Origin of the sequence: Cupriavidus sp. D39 (assembly GCF_026627925.1) — a bacterium.
GTDB classification, from domain to species: domain Bacteria; phylum Pseudomonadota; class Gammaproteobacteria; order Burkholderiales; family Burkholderiaceae; genus Cupriavidus; species Cupriavidus ulmosensis.
The window spans coordinates 4,355,134-4,370,915 of record NZ_JAPNLE010000009.1 but is presented as its reverse complement, the minus strand read 5'-3'; the positions used below and the strand labels follow the sequence as shown (position 1 = coordinate 4,370,915).

11 protein-coding genes and 3 pseudogenes are annotated in these 15,782 nt (G+C 68.8%); 9 read left to right on the top strand and 5 right to left on the bottom strand.

What is annotated here, in order from left to right:
• Positions 1-491 precede the first annotated feature (491 nt).
• Positions 492-1,523: a Bug family tripartite tricarboxylate transporter substrate binding protein gene (locus OMK73_RS32435; protein WP_267605607.1), complete on the bottom strand. Its 1,032-nt coding sequence runs from the start codon at positions 1,521-1,523 to the stop codon at positions 492-494.
• Between the two features lie 206 nt (positions 1,524-1,729).
• Positions 1,730-4,655, bottom strand: a pseudogene (locus OMK73_RS32430) (DEAD/DEAH box helicase).
• A 1,134-nt stretch (positions 4,656-5,789) separates the two neighbouring features.
• Here OMK73_RS32430 and OMK73_RS32425 point away from each other — a divergent pair.
• From OMK73_RS32425 to OMK73_RS32400, 6 genes are all read left to right on the top strand, one after another.
• Positions 5,790-6,710, top strand: coding sequence for a branched-chain amino acid transaminase (locus OMK73_RS32425; RefSeq protein WP_267605606.1), 921 nt, complete (start codon positions 5,790-5,792; stop codon positions 6,708-6,710).
• Between the two features lie 105 nt (positions 6,711-6,815).
• On the top strand, positions 6,816-7,010 hold the full coding sequence (locus tag OMK73_RS32420) for a zinc-finger domain-containing protein (protein ID WP_006158072.1): 195 nt from the start codon (positions 6,816-6,818) through the stop codon (positions 7,008-7,010).
• Between the two features lie 117 nt (positions 7,011-7,127).
• Complete coding sequence (gene waaF / locus OMK73_RS32415; protein WP_267606597.1) at positions 7,128-8,153, top strand: lipopolysaccharide heptosyltransferase II; 1,026 nt, start codon at positions 7,128-7,130, stop codon at positions 8,151-8,153.
• A 57-nt stretch (positions 8,154-8,210) separates the two neighbouring features.
• Positions 8,211-8,651, top strand: a complete 441-nt coding sequence (locus tag OMK73_RS32410) for a YybH family protein (protein WP_150991864.1) — start codon at positions 8,211-8,213, stop codon at positions 8,649-8,651.
• 70 nt (positions 8,652-8,721) lie between these two features.
• Positions 8,722-9,789 (top strand): YheT family hydrolase, encoded by a 1,068-nt coding sequence (locus OMK73_RS32405; protein WP_420715619.1) that lies wholly within the window; start codon positions 8,722-8,724, stop codon positions 9,787-9,789.
• A gap of 100 nt (positions 9,790-9,889) precedes the next feature.
• Positions 9,890-10,483 (top strand): DUF2946 family protein, encoded by a 594-nt coding sequence (locus tag OMK73_RS32400; RefSeq protein WP_267605605.1) that lies wholly within the window; start codon positions 9,890-9,892, stop codon positions 10,481-10,483.
• Positions 10,484-10,508: 25 nt separating this feature from the next.
• Here OMK73_RS32400 and OMK73_RS32395 read toward each other — a convergent pair whose 3' ends face one another.
• Positions 10,509-12,224: a M48 family metalloprotease gene (locus OMK73_RS32395; protein ID WP_267606595.1), complete on the bottom strand. Its 1,716-nt coding sequence runs from the start codon at positions 12,222-12,224 to the stop codon at positions 10,509-10,511.
• Positions 12,225-12,413: 189 nt separating this feature from the next.
• On the opposite strand from OMK73_RS32395, the gene moaC reads away from it, so the two are divergent.
• From moaC to OMK73_RS32380, 3 genes and pseudogenes are all read left to right on the top strand, one after another.
• Entirely contained in the window at positions 12,414-12,893 is a 480-nt protein-coding gene (gene moaC / locus OMK73_RS32390; protein ID WP_267606594.1) for a cyclic pyranopterin monophosphate synthase MoaC, read from the top strand.
• Between the two features lie 238 nt (positions 12,894-13,131).
• Positions 13,132-13,581: a hypothetical protein gene (locus tag OMK73_RS32385; protein ID WP_267605604.1), complete on the top strand. Its 450-nt coding sequence runs from the start codon at positions 13,132-13,134 to the stop codon at positions 13,579-13,581.
• A 156-nt stretch (positions 13,582-13,737) separates the two neighbouring features.
• Positions 13,738-14,207: pseudogene (locus OMK73_RS32380) on the top strand (YMGG-like glycine zipper-containing protein).
• Between the two features lie 31 nt (positions 14,208-14,238).
• On the opposite strand, the gene OMK73_RS38515 reads toward OMK73_RS32380, so the two are convergent.
• Positions 14,239-14,808 (bottom strand): Wzy polymerase domain-containing protein, encoded by a 570-nt coding sequence (locus OMK73_RS38515; RefSeq protein WP_324291787.1) that lies wholly within the window; start codon positions 14,806-14,808, stop codon positions 14,239-14,241.
• A 182-nt stretch (positions 14,809-14,990) separates the two neighbouring features.
• Positions 14,991-15,620 (bottom strand): annotated as a pseudogene (locus OMK73_RS38510) (O-antigen ligase family protein); the annotation flags it as partial.
• Positions 15,621-15,782 lie beyond the last annotated feature (162 nt).

Genomic DNA, 15,782 nt, shown 5'->3' with positions numbered 1-15,782 from the left:
ACGGTGCCCACCACGAAACCAGGGGCGCTGATAGCAAGTTGCCGGATGAGCCGGTACGGCAGGGCCTCAAATGGCCGGGCGCCCGCCGCCAGAGACAAAACCACGAAACCAGCAAGGCCGGCAGCATCGTGGCCCTCCGCGCCGCGAACGGCAGATGTGGGAATGGTCACCGCACGCGAGGTCAGGGGCCGCACCACGAAACCCGTGGGTCATGCAGGTGCGATGACCTTTGGGCAGGTAAGGCACGCCAGCCAACACTCAGGGCCGTACGACGCATTCACAGAGGCAAAAACAGCCTTATTGCTCTGCCCCCGGCAGGGCGGCTTTCTTCTCGTTAGTCTTCTTTGCCGCGCAAAGAAGAGTGACCGGCAGCCCCCGCAGGGGGATGTCGTACGGCTCTTGGGTGCAATAGCCAACGCCAAGAAAACAAAGCCCAACCCCGCAGCAAGAGCCAACGGTTCTGCCCTTGCCCCAAATCACCCAACACCATATCAATCAATAGACGCCCCAACACTCTTCACCACCCCCGCCCACTTCTGCCGATCCGCCTTCACAGTGCCGCGGAACTGCTCGACCGTCTCGATCCGTGGCGAATTGCCTGCCTCGATCAGCTTCTGCCGGATCGCCGGCGTTTCCAGCGCGACCTTGACCGCATCATTGATCTTCTTGCTGATCTTGGGGTCGAGCCCCTTGGGACCGAAGAAGCCAAACCAGATGGTGCTGTTGAAGCCAGGCAAGCCGCTCTCGGCGATGGTAGGCACTTCGGGAATCACCGCCACATGGTTCTTGGTGGTGACGCCAAGCAGCCGCACCTTGCCGGCGCGATATTGCGGCAACACGCTCTGCACCTGATTAAAAATGCAGCACACCTCCCCCTTGAGCACGGCCTGCAGCGCATCGGGGCCGCCCTTGTACGGCACGTGGACCATATCCAGGCCGGCGCGCGCGTTGAACTCCACAAAGGCCAGGTGGGTGCCGGTCCCGTTGCCGGTCGACGCATAGTTGTACTTGCCGGGGTTGGCCTTGACCTTCTCGATGAACTCCTTGACCGACTTCACGTCGATCACGGCGGGGTTCACGGTCAGCACGTTGGAGACTTCCACCAGCGGCGCCACGGGCGTGAAATCGGCTTCGGCGTCGAACGGCAGGCTCTTGTACAGGGCCGGGTTGATGCCGTGCGTGGCCGCGGTGCCGAGCAGCAGCGTGTAGCCATCGGGCTTGGCATGCGCCACCACTTCGGAGGCAACATTGCCACCGGCGCCGGGGCGGTAGTCATAGATGATGGTGGCCTTGAGCGACTTCTGCAGCGATTCCTGCAGCGTGCGGCCAACCATGTCCACGCCGGAGCCAGGGGTAAAGCCCATCAGGATGGTGATCGGCTGGGTCGGCCACGCCGGGTCCTGCGCGCGGGCCGGCGCGGCCAGCGTGCTCAGCGCGGCCAGCAAGCCAAGGCCGGCGGCCAGGCGGGATGCGCGGGACGAATGGAAAACGGGCGAGATGCGGCGGGTAGCTGTGCGGAACATGGGGGTACCGTCGAGAAAAAGAATGCGGGTCGGGGCTGCCGGCCGGGGTCTGGCGCCCCGGGCCAAGACAGCAAGATACCAACGATCCGCCGCATTACCAACGACGGAGTTCGCTTGAAGGTATGCCATGTTGGTATAAGCAGACATGGGGCGGAACCCCGGTGCCATCCCGATCGACCCGGCTGGCGGAAGCACCCCTTGCGCCCCTAGCTGCGCAGCAGCCCCACCAGTTCGTCGATGTCCGGCAGCGCTGCCGCCGTGCCGGTAAAGCCGGCCCCGCCGTCCTCGCCCGCCTCCAGGATCCCATCGGCCAGCGCGCGCTTGCCGTGATGCAGCGTGAGGATGCGTTCCTCGATGGTGCCCGCGCTGATCAGGCGGTAGACCGTCACGGGGCGCTGCTGCCCGATGCGGTGGGCGCGGCCCATGGCCTGGTCCTCCGCCGCCGGGTTCCACCAGGGGTCGGCGATGATCACGTAGTCGGCAGCCGTCAGGTTGAGGCCAAAGCCGCCCGCCTTCAGGCTGATCAGGAAGACATCGCCCGCGCCGGCCTGGAACGCTGCCACGCGCCGCGTGCGCTCGGCCGCCGGCGTGGCGCCGTCGAGGTATTGCCAGGCGAGGCCGGCCGCATCGAGCCCCCGGCGCAGCAACTGCAGGAAATCGACGAACTGGCTGAAGACCAGCGTCTTGTGCCCGTTGGCAGCCAGCTCGCCCGCCAGTTGCACGAAAGCGCGCACCTTGGCGCCCTCCTGCCCGAGTTCCAGTTCCAGCTCGGGCGTGACCAGGCGCGCGTCGCAGGCGGCGCGGCGCATCCGCATCAGTTGGGCCAGCACATGGATGCGCGCCTCGGCCGCGGGCTGGCCGGCGGCGGTCTTGCGAGCCTTCGGGCCTTTGACCACGGCCTCGGCTTCGGCCAGCGCCTGGCGGCGCAGCGCTTCGTAGTGGGCCGCCTCGATCGGGTCCTGCTCGATGCGCAACACCAGTTCGGTGCGCGGCGGCAGTTCGTCCAGCACCTGGGCCTTGGTCCGGCGCAGGACGAACGGCGCGATCATGCGGCGCAGCCGCTGGGCCGCCTCGCGCACGCCATTGCGCTCGATCGGCACCGCGAAGTGCTCGTTGAAACGGACCAGCGAGCCGAGCAGGCCGGGGTTGCAAAAGCGCATGATCGACCACAGCTCGGCCAGCCGGTTTTCCACCGGCGTGCCCGACAGCGCCATGCGGAAATCGGCCCGCAGCTCGAACACCGCCTGCGAGCGCTTGGTGGCGGCGTTCTTGAACGCCTGCGCCTCGTCGGCCACCACCGTGTGCCACTCGCGCTGGCAGAAGGCGTCGCGCGCCTGCAGCAGCAACGTGTAAGAGACGATCACCACGTCATGCGGCCCGGCCTGGTCCAGCAAGGCCGCGCGCTCGCCCTCGGCGTAGATGTGCACGCGCAGCGTCGGCGCGAAGCGCCTTGCTTCCTCGGCCCAGTTGCCGCACACCGAGGTCGGCGTGATCACCAGCGCGGCGCCGCCGTCGGCACGCGCTAGCATCACCGCCAGCGCTTGCAGCGTCTTGCCCAGCCCCATGTCGTCGGCCAGGCAGGCGCCAAAGCCGGCCTCGGCCAGCGACATGGCCCAGCGGTAACCGTCTTCCTGGTAGGGCCGCAGCTCGGCGGCCAGGTTGGGCGGCAACACCGCGTCGCTATTGCGCGCCCGGCGCAGCCGCGCCACGCGCTGGCGGAAATGCTGGTCGGGGTCGATGCCCGCGCCGGCCAGCACGTCGTCCAGCCAGGGCGCCGCCATCAGCGGCACCTTGATGCCGTCGGGCACGTTGTGCGCCACGCTCGCCAGGTCGCGCAACCGCGCGCGCAGGCTGCGCGTGAGCGCCACATAGACACCCTGCCCCATCGGCATGAAGCGCCCGGCATGGCTGCCGGCCCAGGCCAGCAACTGGCCGAGCTGCAGCACCAGCCCCTCGGCCACGCTCAGCTCGCCGACCAGCTTGAACCATTCGCTCTCGGTTTCGATGTGCACCGCCAGTTGGGGGATGTCGGCCCCCACCACGCGGATTTCCTTGCCCCGGGGCCATTCCACCGCCAGCACGCCGGGCAGCCCGGGCAACTGCTCGACCACCGACAAGGCTTCCTCCGGGTCGGCCAGGGTCCAGTCGTATTCGCCGCTTTCCGGCGAGCGCGGCACCAGGAAGGGCAGCGCGTCGAAGACCTCGGCCACGTGGGCCAGCTCGGCCTTGAGCTCGCGCACCGTGGCCAGGCTTTCCCCTTGACCGCCGCCATCAGGCGCTCGCGCCCGTTGCCCGGGGCCAGCCGCGGCCCGAGCGGGCCCAGCGGGGTGACCACCAGCCGCAGGGCCAGGCCTTCGCCCAGCGGCGATAGTTCGGCGCGCAGCCGGCTCTCGGTCTCGAGCTCGCGGGCGCTGCCATCATGGTCGGAGTGCACCTGGAAATGCCCCGACAGCGCGCGCAGCGTGGCGTCGAGCTGGGCGTGCGCCTCGGCCGGCACGGCCAGCCCGTCGGCGATCAGTTGCGCCGCGCCCTGCTGCGCCGGCGTGAGCCGGATCACGCGCAGGCGCTGCGAGCCTTCGCGCAGCACGGTGATCTGGCGCAAGGCTTCGGCATCGGCGCGGCTGCCGGCGGGCAGGAAGCTGTCCATCGCCGGGGCCTCGCGCACCGGGGCGAGACCCGCAAGGTATAGCGGCCGCCCTGGCGCACCACTTCCAGCGTGGGCGCGCCCTCCACCACTTCCAGCGTCTGCTCGGGGGTCTGCGCCAGCACCACGCCCGGATGCCCGACCAGCGCCAGCATGGCGGCGGCGCGATCGAGCACGTAGCGCCGGTGATAGGACTGGTCGCGACGAACCGCACGGGCCACGCGGGCGTCCCACGGCTCGAGCCGGTCGTCTTCGGCCAGGCGGGCCAGCGGCACGGGACGCGGCTTGTTCCAGCCGCGCGGGCCGCGCTGCTGCTCGAGCGGCTCGATGGTGCCGACCGCGCCATCGGCGTCGATGGTCAACGCCCACAGCAGGCGGCTGGCGCTGGCGCCGTCGGGCGCGCGCGTCTCGCCCGCGAGGGCTTGCAAAGCCTCGAGCGCAAGCCGCCAGCTTTCCTGGCGCTGGCCGGCGAAGAAGGTTTCCGGCACGGGTTCGCCGGCTTCAAGCGCCAGGGCGGCGTCCAGTTGCTGGTTGAACCAGTGATGGCCGCAGGCCTGCAGGCGCTCGCGCAGGGCCGCGATGGCTTCGGCACGGGCGGCAGCCGGCTGGCGCCGGCCGCTGGCCTGCGCCACATCGCCGGCCCATGCGCGCAGCAGCACGCGCCAGAACTGCGCGAGCGGCGGCACCTCGGGGCGCAATTCGAACGCGGCTTCGTCCAGGCGCGCTTCACCCTTATGCACCGCCAGCACGTGGCACCACAGCCCCCAGCGCTCGGTGGGCTCCGGGTTGCGCGTGCCCGCTTCCGCCTGGCAGAACTTGCGGGCTTGTTCGAGGTGGGCGGGCGTGCGTTGGGCCAGCAACGACAGCGGGTAGTAAGGCGCCAGCGCAGCCGGCAGCAATCCGGTGCGCCGGCCGAGCTGCGCCCTGAGGCGCCTGAGCGCGGTCTCGAACCCCGCCTGCGCGGCCGCCCAGTCGCCGTCCCCGACCTCGGCGAAGGCGCGCAGCGCCGGCCCGAAACCGTTGCCCGGCGCGGCATCCGGAGCATCCGGGGCGGACGTGGCAGAAGGCGCCACCGCCGCCATCGCACGCTGGCGCTCTTCGCCGTACAGCAAGCCTTCTGCGAACGCCGCGCGCAATGAAGCCGGAAGCGCCGCGAATTCGGCGGCCCGCCCCGCCTGCATGGCAGCCAGATAGTCGAGGTAAGGCCGCAGGCGCGGGTCCCAGTCAGCGCACAGCGCATTCAGCGCCGCCTGCAGGATGCGCCATCGCCACGGCGGCGCCACGCGTTCGAGCGCTGCGGGATCGTCGTTCCCATACGCCACGGACAGCAGGATGCGGGGCAGGCTGGGACCTATCTCCCACGGCGCCACCAGGGCGTCGATCTCCGCCTGCGCAGCCCCCGAGAACAGCATCTCGCGCAACTGCGCAGCACGCCTGGACCCATGCGGATCGAGGTGGAAGGCGATAGGTCCGGACGACGGCGGCAGGGTCACAGGTGGCAGTGGCGGCATACACAATGTGACGATTTTAGACCCCCGCGGACCCGCGGCCGCGTTGGCACAGGGGGTCCCGGGGTTTACAATGTCTTTTTTGCATTGCTGACGGCGCTCAGGGAGAGAACCATGTCGATGGCGGATCGCGACGGAAAAATCTGGATGGACGGCAAGTTGATCGAATGGCGTGACGCCAAGATCCATGTGCTGACCCATACCTTGCATTACGGCATGGGCGTGTTCGAGGGCGTACGCGCCTACAAGACGCCGGCCGGCACCGCGATCTTCCGCCTCAAGGAGCACACCCGCCGCCTGTTCAACTCGGCCAAGATCTTCCAGATGCAGATGCCGTTCGACGCGGCTACGCTGGAAGCGGCGCAACGCGAGGTGGTGAAGGCCAACCAGCTCGAGTCCTGCTACATCCGCCCGCTGGTCTGGATCGGCTCGGAAAAAATGGGCGTCTCGGCCAGGGGCAACACCATCCACGTGGCCATTGCCGCGTGGCCGTGGGGCGCCTACCTTGGCGAGGAAGGCCTGGAGCGCGGCATCCGCGTCAAGACCTCTTCCTTCACCCGCCACCACGTCAATGTGTCGCTGGTGCGGGCCAAGGCCAGCGGCTACTACATCAACTCGATCCTGGCCAACCAGGAAGCCACCAGCATGGGCTACGACGAAGCCCTGCTGCTGGATACCGAAGGTTACGTCAGCGAAGGCTCGGGCGAGAACGTGTTCGTGGTGCGCGACGGCGTGATCTATACGCCTGACCTGGCCTCGTGCCTGGACGGCATCACCCGCGACGCCATCCTCACCATCGCCCGCGATCTCGGCATCGAGGTGCGCGAGAAGCGCATCACCCGCGACGAGGTGTACTGCTCGGACGAGGCCTTCTTCACCGGCACCGCGGCCGAAGTCACGCCGATCCGCGAGCTCGACGACCGCGTGATCGGAGAAGGCCGCCGCGGCCCGGTGACCAAGCGCGTGCAGGACGCCTTCTTCTCGGCGGTCGGCGGCACCAATGAGCAATACAAGCACTGGCTGACCGTGGTCTGAAACCACCCCGGAACCCGGAAACTCGCCAGGCAATCACGAACCGCTTAACCAGTCATACTTCAGTCCATACAAAAGACTAAAGACTAAAACCATCCCCGCAACACCATGACGCAAACCGCCTCCCTGATCGAAATCGGCGCGGAAGACCTTCCGCTGCACTGCCCCACCGGCAACACGCCGACCTGGAACTACCATCCGCGCGTCTTCCTCGACGTGACCGACACCGGCGAGGTGAAGTGCCCGTACTGCGGTACCGTCTACAAGCTCAAGCCCGGCACCGTGATCAAGGGTCACCACTGACACGGCCCACGCTTGACCGCACCACCCCGATGCTCCGGCCCGCCATGCGGCGCGCCGGCGCGTTGGCGTGCGTGGCGCGCGCAGCTTGCGCCACGCCAACCCTTCCGGCAGCGCCCCATTCATGAAAAAGCCCTCGTCATCGCCCCCAACTGGATCGGCGACGCCCTGATGGCGCAGCCGCTCTTCACCCTCATGAAAGCGCGCCATCCGCGCCTGCAGATCGACGCCCTCGCCCCTAAATGGGTGGCGCCGGTGCTGGCCCGCATGCCCGAGATCCACCAGGTCTTCCCCAGCGAACTGGCGCACGGCAAGCTGCAGCTCTCGGCACGGCTGATGTTCTCCCAGCAGCTCAAGAACGAAGGCTACGACGCGGCCTATGTGCTGCCGAACTCGCTCAAGTCCGCGCTGATCCCCTGGCTGGCCGGCATCCCGCTGCGCGTCGGCTATCGCGGCGAAGCCCGCTTCGGCCTGCTCAATATCCGCCATGGCAATCCGCCCCGCGACCAGCGCCCGCCCATGGTGGAGCACTACGCGCGGCTGGCGCTCAAGCCCGGCGCCCGCCTGCCGGAGAACCTGCCCGAGCCGCGGCTGCGGACCGACCCGGTGCGCATGGCCAAGACCGCGGAGCGCTTCGGCATTGCCCCGCAGACGCGCCTGATCGCCTTCTGCCCGGGCGCGGAGTTTGGCCCCGCCAAGCGCTGGCCGGCCGCGCACTTCGCCGAGCTCGCGCAGATGCTCAAGCGCTCGTTCCCGTATGCGCAGATGATCACCCTGGGCTCGCCCAAGGACGCCGAGATCGCCGACGAGATCGCCAAGGGCGCGCCCTTCGTGCGCAACCTGTGCGGCCAGACCTCGCTGGACGATGCCGTGGACCTGCTGGCCATGTCGGAAGCGGCTGTCTGCAACGACTCCGGCCTGATGCACGTCACCGCAGCGCTGAACCGGCCGCAGGTGGCGGTGTTTGGCTCCAGTGACCCGCGCCATACACCCCCGCTGTCGCAGGCTGCGAGTATCATGTGGCTGCAGCTCGAATGCAGTCCGTGCTTCAAGCGCGAGTGCCCGCTTGGCCACCTGCGCTGCCTGAAGGACATCGAGCCCGAAATGGTGTTTGTGGAGCTGCGCAAGCTCCTGCACCGGGCCTGAAGCGCTGACCCGCCGTTCGTGTTTATCCGGCCAACGAATCCCTGAGCCCAGTCCACCATGCCGCGTTTTGCCCGCCTGTTCGATTCCGCCGAAGACATCGTCGAAGCCTTTCGCGAGGCCATGAAGCTGCGCGATGCCGACGGCGCGCTGCGCCTGTGGCTGGATGAAGACTCGGTTACCTGCGTGATGCCGGACGGCCAGCGCCTGATCGGCCACGAGCACCTGCGCCAGGCCTTCGCGCAGTTGCTGGACGTACAGCCGGTGCTGATCGACGTGATCGAGACCAGCAGCCATACCTCGATGGGCGTCGCCATCTTCGACGTGACCGAAGCCCTGCGCTTTGGCGACGACCGCGTCGAAGCCGACCTCTACGTGCACACCACCTATGTCCTGATGCAGAACCACGAGGGCTGGCGCCTGGCGCACATCCATTGCAGCCCGGCCAACGCTGCCCAGGTCGCGACCGTGAGCACGGCGCCAGGCCAGGCCCTCCACTAGGATTGGACGCAGCGCGCACGGGCCGGCCAGCCCGTGCGCGCGTCGCATGATCGCCTAAAGCCTTGCAGGCATGAGCCAGCTTCCGCCTTCGCACCACCGGCCCGCACCGGACGACATCCGCGCCGCCTCCGCGTTCGGCGGCGGCCGCCGCATGCCCTGGTGGCTCGCCGGCGGCCATGCGCAGACCATCATCCCGGCGCGCTTCGCGCAGCGCCCGCCGCGCGTCAGCTTCAAGCGCGAGCGCTGGACCGCCCCGGACGACGACTTCGTCGACCTGGACTGGACCACGCACCCGGTCACGCCCGATACCCCGCTGCTGGTGATGTTCCATGGCCTGGAAGGCGACTCCGGCAGCCATTACGCGCAGGCCCTGATGCATGCGCTGGCGGCGCGCGGCTGGCAGGGCGTGATTCCGCACTTTCGCGGCTGCTCGGGCGAGCTGAACCTGGCGCCGCGCTTCTATCACTCCGGCGACGCCGAGGAACTCCACTGGATCCTGGAACGTCTGCACCGCCAATATTGCGGCCACGGGCGCAAGCTGCTGGTGGTAGGCATTTCGCTCGGCGGCAATGCCCTGCTGCGCCTGCTCGGCGAACAAGGCAGCGCCGCGGGCTTTATCAGCGCGGCGGCATCGGTCTCGGCCCCGCTGGACCTGGCCGGCGGCGGCGCGGCGCTGTCGCAGGGCTTCAACATGCTGTACACGCGCATGTTCCTGCAAACCCTGAAACGCAAGTCGCTGGCCAAGCTGAGCCAGTATCCCGGGCTGTTCGACCGCGAGGCCATGCTCGCCAGCCGCGACCTGTACGCGTTCGACAATATCGTGACGGCGCCGCTGCACGGCTTTCGCGATACTGATGACTACTGGGCGCGCGCATCCAGCAAGCCGGTGCTCGGCGAAATCAAAGTGCCCACGCTGGTGCTCAACGCGCGCAACGACCCCTTCCTGCCGGCGCGCCACCTGCCGGGCCCCGCCGAGGTCAGCCCGCAGGTCTGGCTGGAGCAGCCCGAGCATGGTGGTCACGTCGGTTTCATGACACCGCGCGAAGATGGGCTGCGCGCCCTGCCGTTGCTACCCTATGCGGGGCATATCGAGTGGCTGCCAGCGCGCATGCTGCGGTTTTTCGACGCCGTGGCTTAAGGCCACGGAGAGTGCGGGCCGCGCCTGCGCAACAGGCGTCGCCAGAACGAATGCGAGCGGGGTGCCCGGGCACGGGCGGTCCCGCAAGGAGGCACCGAAGATGGATGAGACAGTCAAGCAAGCCATGGCCCGCTGGCCCAACGTACCCAACTGCTACGGCTGGCTGGCGCTGGACCGGCGTGGGCAATGGCGCATACGCAACGAGTACGCCCAGCAGCACGGCCTGTCCGGCGACCCGATCCGCCACGAGGCGCTGATCGCCTTTATCGAGCGGAACTACCAGCGCGACGAACGCGGCGCCTGGTATTTCCAGAACGGCCCGCAGCGCGTGTTCGTGTCGCTGGCCTATGCGCCGTGGATCGTGCGGCTGCACCAGGGCAAGCTGCACACCAGCTCGCAGCGTGCCTTCACGCTGCATGGCTGCCATGCGGACGAGCACGGCAATGTGGTGCTGGCGGGCACGGTGGAGGGCGAGAGCGGCGGCGGCCTGCAGGCCGCGCTCCTGCACGACCATGATCTCGATGGCTTCAGCAGCGCCTGCACCTGGCACGGCGAGGCCTGCGGCGGCAACCTCGGCGTGTTTCATTTCAACGGCACCGACGTGCAGGTCGAGCCGATCGCAGAGGACGAAGTGCCGGCGCGCTACGGCTTTGTGCGCCAGCCGCAACCGCCCGCGGGGGAACAGGCTGCCTGAGTGACGGCGCCAGTGCGCCATCGCGTCAGTTAGGCATGCCCTTGTTGTCCTGCTTTTCCTCGCGGTACTGGCGCTCCAGCTGGTGCAGCCGCGCATCGACTTCCGACAGCGTGTAGAAATCGCCGTCGCCCGCCTTGCGCGCGATCTGCAACTGCTCGATGGCGGCCTGGTAGGCGCCATCCACCGCGTATTTCTCCGCCAGCGCCTGGTGCTGCTGCACGCGCCGGCCCTGCGCGGCGTAGGCCCGCGCCAGCATGTCCCACCACTCGGAGCGGGCGATCTCCTCGCGCGTGCGCTCGCGCAGGAAGGTCACTGCCTGGTCCATCCGGCCGGCGCCGAGCAAGGTCGCGGCATAGCTCAGTGCCACCGCGTGCGACAACGGGAACGCCTTCATCGACGCCACCGCCTGGTTCAGCGCGTCCTGCTGGCGTCCCTGCGCGCGCGCCAGCTCGATCGCCATCACATCCAGCATGGGGCTGCCCGAGGTAGCGCTTGGGATCGTGCCGTAGAAGCGGCGGGCTTCGGCCAGCGACTGCTCGGCCGCGGCGTTGCGGCCCAGCCGCTGCTCGGCGAACGCGATGCCGTAGTAAAGCGCAGGCAGCCGCGCCGGCGAGGCTGCCGCCAGCTGCGCCTGTAGCGCCGCGCGCGCGTTCTGCAGATCGCTCGGCGTGGTTTCCTGCAGGATGCGGGAGCGCATCCGCGCGAACTCATACTCGGGCGTGCTCGCCACGCGGCGCACGGCCACATGGCTTACGCGGTCCTGCATGTCGGCGATCCGCTCGGAGGTAAGCGGGTGGGTGCGCACATACGACGGCATCGAGCTCTCCGAAATCCCCACCACGCGCTGCAGCCGCTTGAAGAAGTCGGGCATGCCCTGGGGGTCAAACCCCGCCGCGGTCATGATCTGGAAGCCGACCCGGTCGGCCTCGCGCTCGGCGCCGCGCGAGAAAGACAGCTGGTTGGACACCGCCGCAGCCTGCCCGCCCATGGCCAGCGCCGCGGCCGCGTCGCCGCTCTTGGTGGCGGCCAGCCCGGCCAGCACCATCGAGGCCAGCGCGATCCACATCGACTGGTCCTGCGTGGTGATGCCGCGCGCGATATGCCGCTGCATCACGTGGCCGATTTCGTGCCCCAGCACCGAGGCCAGCTCGGATTCGGTATCGGACTGCACCAGCAGGCCGGTGTGCACACCGATATACCCGCCGGGCAACGCAAAAGCGTTGATGCTGCGGTCGCGCACCGCGAACAGCTCAAAGCCCGTGGCAAAGGTGCCGGCGCCGGTGGAGCCGGAGATGTTTTGCCGGCGCGCCGCCTGCACCAGGCGATAGCCAAGCGCGTTCAGGTAGTCGGCCAGCAGCGCGTCGGACACGTAGTCCGGATCGCGCCGGATCTCGCGCATGATGCGGTCGCCCAGGCGCCGCTCCATGTCGGGCGTGAGGGACGCGGTGGACGGATCGCCCAGGTCGGGCAGCTGCACGCCGGAGGTCTCCACCACGGTGTTGTTGCTGCGCAGGCCAAAATCGGATTTCTGCCCCGCCTTCACGCTGCGGTTCAGGTTGTCATAGACCTGGTCGCCGCCGTCGCGGCTGTCGCTCTCCGGCGCGGCAGCCGCCGCCGCCGCGGTACGCGTGGGGTCGTTCAGCAGCAGGCGTTGCTGGGGCCAAGCGGGCAGCGCGACCGTCAGCGCCAGCAGCGCCGCGAGCGAGCGGCGGCCAAGGCCCCCGGGAGGCCTGGAAGACATGAGGCGCGCCCGTCGGGCGGGCGAGGAGAGCGCTCCGGCGAGCGTTTGGTTCTTACGCATGTTGCTATGATAGCGGCCTGCGCAAGCCATTCCCATCGGGCGTCGCCCGGTCTTGCCACGCACTGCCCCGGCATGCGCGGCAAGCGCATCCGTCACGCATTCATTCCCGCCATCCGCCAGGTCCACGCCATGAGCCAGCTCACCCATTTCGATTCCGCCGGACAAGCCCATATGGTCGACGTCGGCGCCAAGGCGCACAGCCACCGCGTGGCCATCGCCACCGGCACCATCACCATGCTGCCCGCCACCTTTGCGCTGGTGCGCGACGGCACGGCCAAGAAGGGCGACGTGCTAGGCATTGCGCGCGTGGCCGCCATCATGGCCAGCAAGCGCACCTCCGACCTGATTCCGCTATGCCACCCGATCTCGCTCACCAAGGTGGCGGTGGACTACACGCTGGACGAGGCCAGCGCCACCATCCGCTGCACCGTGCGCACCGAAACCCATGGCCAGACCGGTGTGGAGATGGAAGCGCTGACCGGCGTGCAGGTGGCGCTGCTGACCATCTACGACATGTGCAAGGCGGTCGACCGCGGCATGGTGATGGGCGACGTGAAGCTGCTGGAGAAGCATGGAGGCAAGTCGGGGGATTGGGTCTCAGGCACCTGAGCAGGACGCCCGGCACGCGCCGCATGTGCCTGATCCGCATCGCCGCCGCGAGCCGCCTTTCTTACCAAACCTGACACAGTCTTACGTCAGAGCCGCTTCCGCTGTAACAAGCGTAACGCCGCATTTCGCCAGCAGGCGTCACATCGCGGGCTACGGCAAATTGGTATTCAATGCAATCTAGGGGCGCGAACTGCGCCGCCAGCGGGACCACGTTCCGCGTCGATCCAAGGTGGGCAACATGAACGGGCGTAGGGTTGGCCAGCTCTTGCTGGTGTTGGCAGCGCTGGGCGCGAGCGGTACCGCGCTGGCGGGAAGAGGCGGCGGCGGCTGGCACGGTGGTGGCGGATGGCACGGCGGCGGTGGCTGGCATGGTGGCTGGCACAGCAGCGTAGGCGTCTACATCGGTCCCGGATTTGGCTACGGATACGGGTGGGGCTACCCCTACCCGTACTACTACCCGCCCGGCTACGCCTATGGTCCCGCCGTCGTCGGGGCACCTGCGTCGCCGCCGCAATACATCGAGCAGGGCCAGGACGACACGATGGAAATGGACAGCGGCGGTGTAGCGGCACCCGTGCCCCAGCAGCAGGCGTTTTGGTATCGCTGCGCGCGGCCGGATGGCTACTACCCGTACATCAAGGCTTGTCCCGGCGGCTGGCATAAGGTGCCGGCACAGCCACCCGCCTAGCGTCTGACGCTTGACAGGGCCGGTACGCTGAATGCCCGAAACGCCCACGGCGCGGCGCGCAATCGAAGACCAAGGTATCGAGGTGCCGAGATGAAAGTCCTTAACCACGTCAACCGCCCCAGCCTGCCAATCCTGCTGAGCCTGCCGCTCGCGGCGATGGTGCTGGCCGGGTGCGCCGTGATGCCCAGCGGCCCCAGCGTGATGGTGCTGCCGGGCACCGGCAAGAACTTCGACCAGTTCCGGGCCGACGACAATAGCTGCCGCCAGTACGCCTTTGGCCAGGTAGGGGTGTCACCGCCAACCAGGCGGCCACCAATAGCGCGGTAGGCAGCGCCGTGGTGGGCACCGCGCTGGGCGCGGCGGCCGGGGCGGCTTTCAATGGCGGCTCGGGCGCGGCGGTGGGCGCGGGTGTCGGCCTGCTCACGGGCGCGGCGGTCGGGGCAGGCAATGCCCAATATGCCGGCTACGGCAGCCAGCGTCGGTACGACGCCGCGTATGTGCAATGCATGTACGCAAGCGGCCACCGGGTACCGGTCTACGGGCGCATGGCCTCAGTCCCGCGCCCTGCCGCAGCGCCGACGTACTACTATCCGCCGCCCCCGCCCCCGGGCTACGCGCCGCAATAACCCTGCGTAGCGCGGCCCTGCTCAGGGACGCTCACTCCGCTTTGTGTTTGGCGCGCAGCTGCACCCAGTCGCAGAAATCCCGCGGCCGCGCCGCGGCGTCGACTTCGGCGCAGCGTTGGGCGAGGGCCGCGAACTGGTTAGCCTCATCCCCCGCGAAGTAAAAGCGCAGGCGCTCCAGCCATGCACGGGCCTGTACCGGGTCACCGGTCAGCGCCATCAGCCAGGCGGTGCGCGAGATCAGCGTCGGCGTCGGCAGCAGGTGCACCGCGGCGATATGGGGCCCGAGCAACTGCGCCGCGTTCTCCGGCGTGATCTTCGCCTCCTCGATCGCGTCCGACGCGGCCGCTTGCCGGAACCAGAAGTTCGGCATCGGCAGTGCGGCCCGGCGCTCGGCACGCGCGTACTCGCGCGCCTCGGCACGGCGGTAGTCCTGCCACATGGTGGCCAGGATGGCCGCCGCCACGCCAGCGAATACCACGCCCGCCAGCACGGCAAACCCGCGCGGCACGCGCAGGCGGCCGAACCCCGATGGCTCCAGCCAGCCCAGCAAGAAGCAGAACGGCAGCACGAAATACAGGTAGTGCAGCGGGTACTCAAGCATGGAATGCGCACACAGCATCGCCAGCCAGGCCAGCACCAGCCCCGTCTGCGCGCGCTCGGGCGCACCCCGCGCCACAAGCGCTGGCGCGCCACGCGCCATAGCCATGCCAGCAGGCTCAGGAACACACCCGCCGCGCCGATCACGCCCGTCTTGGCCAGCATGTCCAGCACGGCATTGTGCGCATGCAGCGACATCTCCACCTTCACGCCCACCTGCGCGAGCTGCTGGAACTGTGCCCAGCCGTATTCACCCCAACCCACTCCAAGCCACGGATGCGCGCGGAACATCGCCCACGCATGCGTCCACATCGCGGCGCGCCACGAGAGCTGGTCGGCCCCCTGCATCTGCGCAACGGTATCGAAAAGGCGCCAGTCCATTGCCTGCCCGGCGCTCTTGATCGCCGGCTGCAGGATCAGCAGCAGCGCCACCATGGCCACCGCGGCGAACGCCAGCCCAGCAGGCCGTCGCATGGGATTGCGCCCGGCGTGGCCGGCGCGCTGCATGGCACCCGCGAATCCACCCAGCTCGCCCGGGCCGCCAAACGCCGCCCCGCCCCGCGCCAGCCAGGCAGCGACCAGCGCATAAATCGAAGCCAGCCCCACATGCAGCACGCCCGTGCGCGAGCCGGACAGCACGATGCCGCTCACCAGCAGCAACGCCGCCGCCAGCCAGGCCGGCGCCCGCAGCCACCCGCGAGCCGCCAGCCAGACCCCCGCCGCCAGCGCGATCCCGGCAACCGTAGCCTGGTGGTTAGGCTGGTTCAGATTGCCCCACAGGCGGCGGTTATCGTCGTAAAAGTAAGTGGACACCATCCCCAGCGTGTCGGGCTCCAGGCCGAATACCTGGACCCACTGTGCGAGCGTGCCCAGCAACCCGGCCACCAGCCAGGCCATTGCCAGCACATCGACCATCGTCTGGCGCTCCACGGGCGTCGCGGCACGGCCCTGGCGCCAGGCTGTCCACATCACCGCGCC

Bases quoted from the DNA above. Each gene is read 5' to 3' on its own strand.
- OMK73_RS32405 (WP_420715619.1), top strand. From the start codon at position 8,722: ATGAGCCAGCTTCCGCCTTCGCACCACCGGCCCGCACCGGACGACATC.
- OMK73_RS32425 (WP_267605606.1), top strand. From the start codon at position 5,790: ATGTCGATGGCGGATCGCGACGGAAAAATCTGGATGGACGGCAAGTTG.
- OMK73_RS38515 (WP_324291787.1), bottom strand. From the start codon at position 14,808: ATGCTTGAGTACCCGCTGCACTACCTGTATTTCGTGCTGCCGTTCTGC.
- OMK73_RS32420 (WP_006158072.1), top strand. From the start codon at position 6,816: ATGACGCAAACCGCCTCCCTGATCGAAATCGGCGCGGAAGACCTTCCG.
- OMK73_RS32395 (WP_267606595.1), bottom strand. From the start codon at position 12,224: ATGTCTTCCAGGCCTCCCGGGGGCCTTGGCCGCCGCTCGCTCGCGGCG.
- moaC (WP_267606594.1), top strand. From the start codon at position 12,414: ATGAGCCAGCTCACCCATTTCGATTCCGCCGGACAAGCCCATATGGTC.
- OMK73_RS32435 (WP_267605607.1), bottom strand. From the start codon at position 1,523: ATGTTCCGCACAGCTACCCGCCGCATCTCGCCCGTTTTCCATTCGTCC.
- OMK73_RS32400 (WP_267605605.1), top strand. From the start codon at position 9,890: ATGGATGAGACAGTCAAGCAAGCCATGGCCCGCTGGCCCAACGTACCC.
- OMK73_RS32410 (WP_150991864.1), top strand. From the start codon at position 8,211: ATGCCGCGTTTTGCCCGCCTGTTCGATTCCGCCGAAGACATCGTCGAA.
- OMK73_RS32385 (WP_267605604.1), top strand. From the start codon at position 13,132: ATGAACGGGCGTAGGGTTGGCCAGCTCTTGCTGGTGTTGGCAGCGCTG.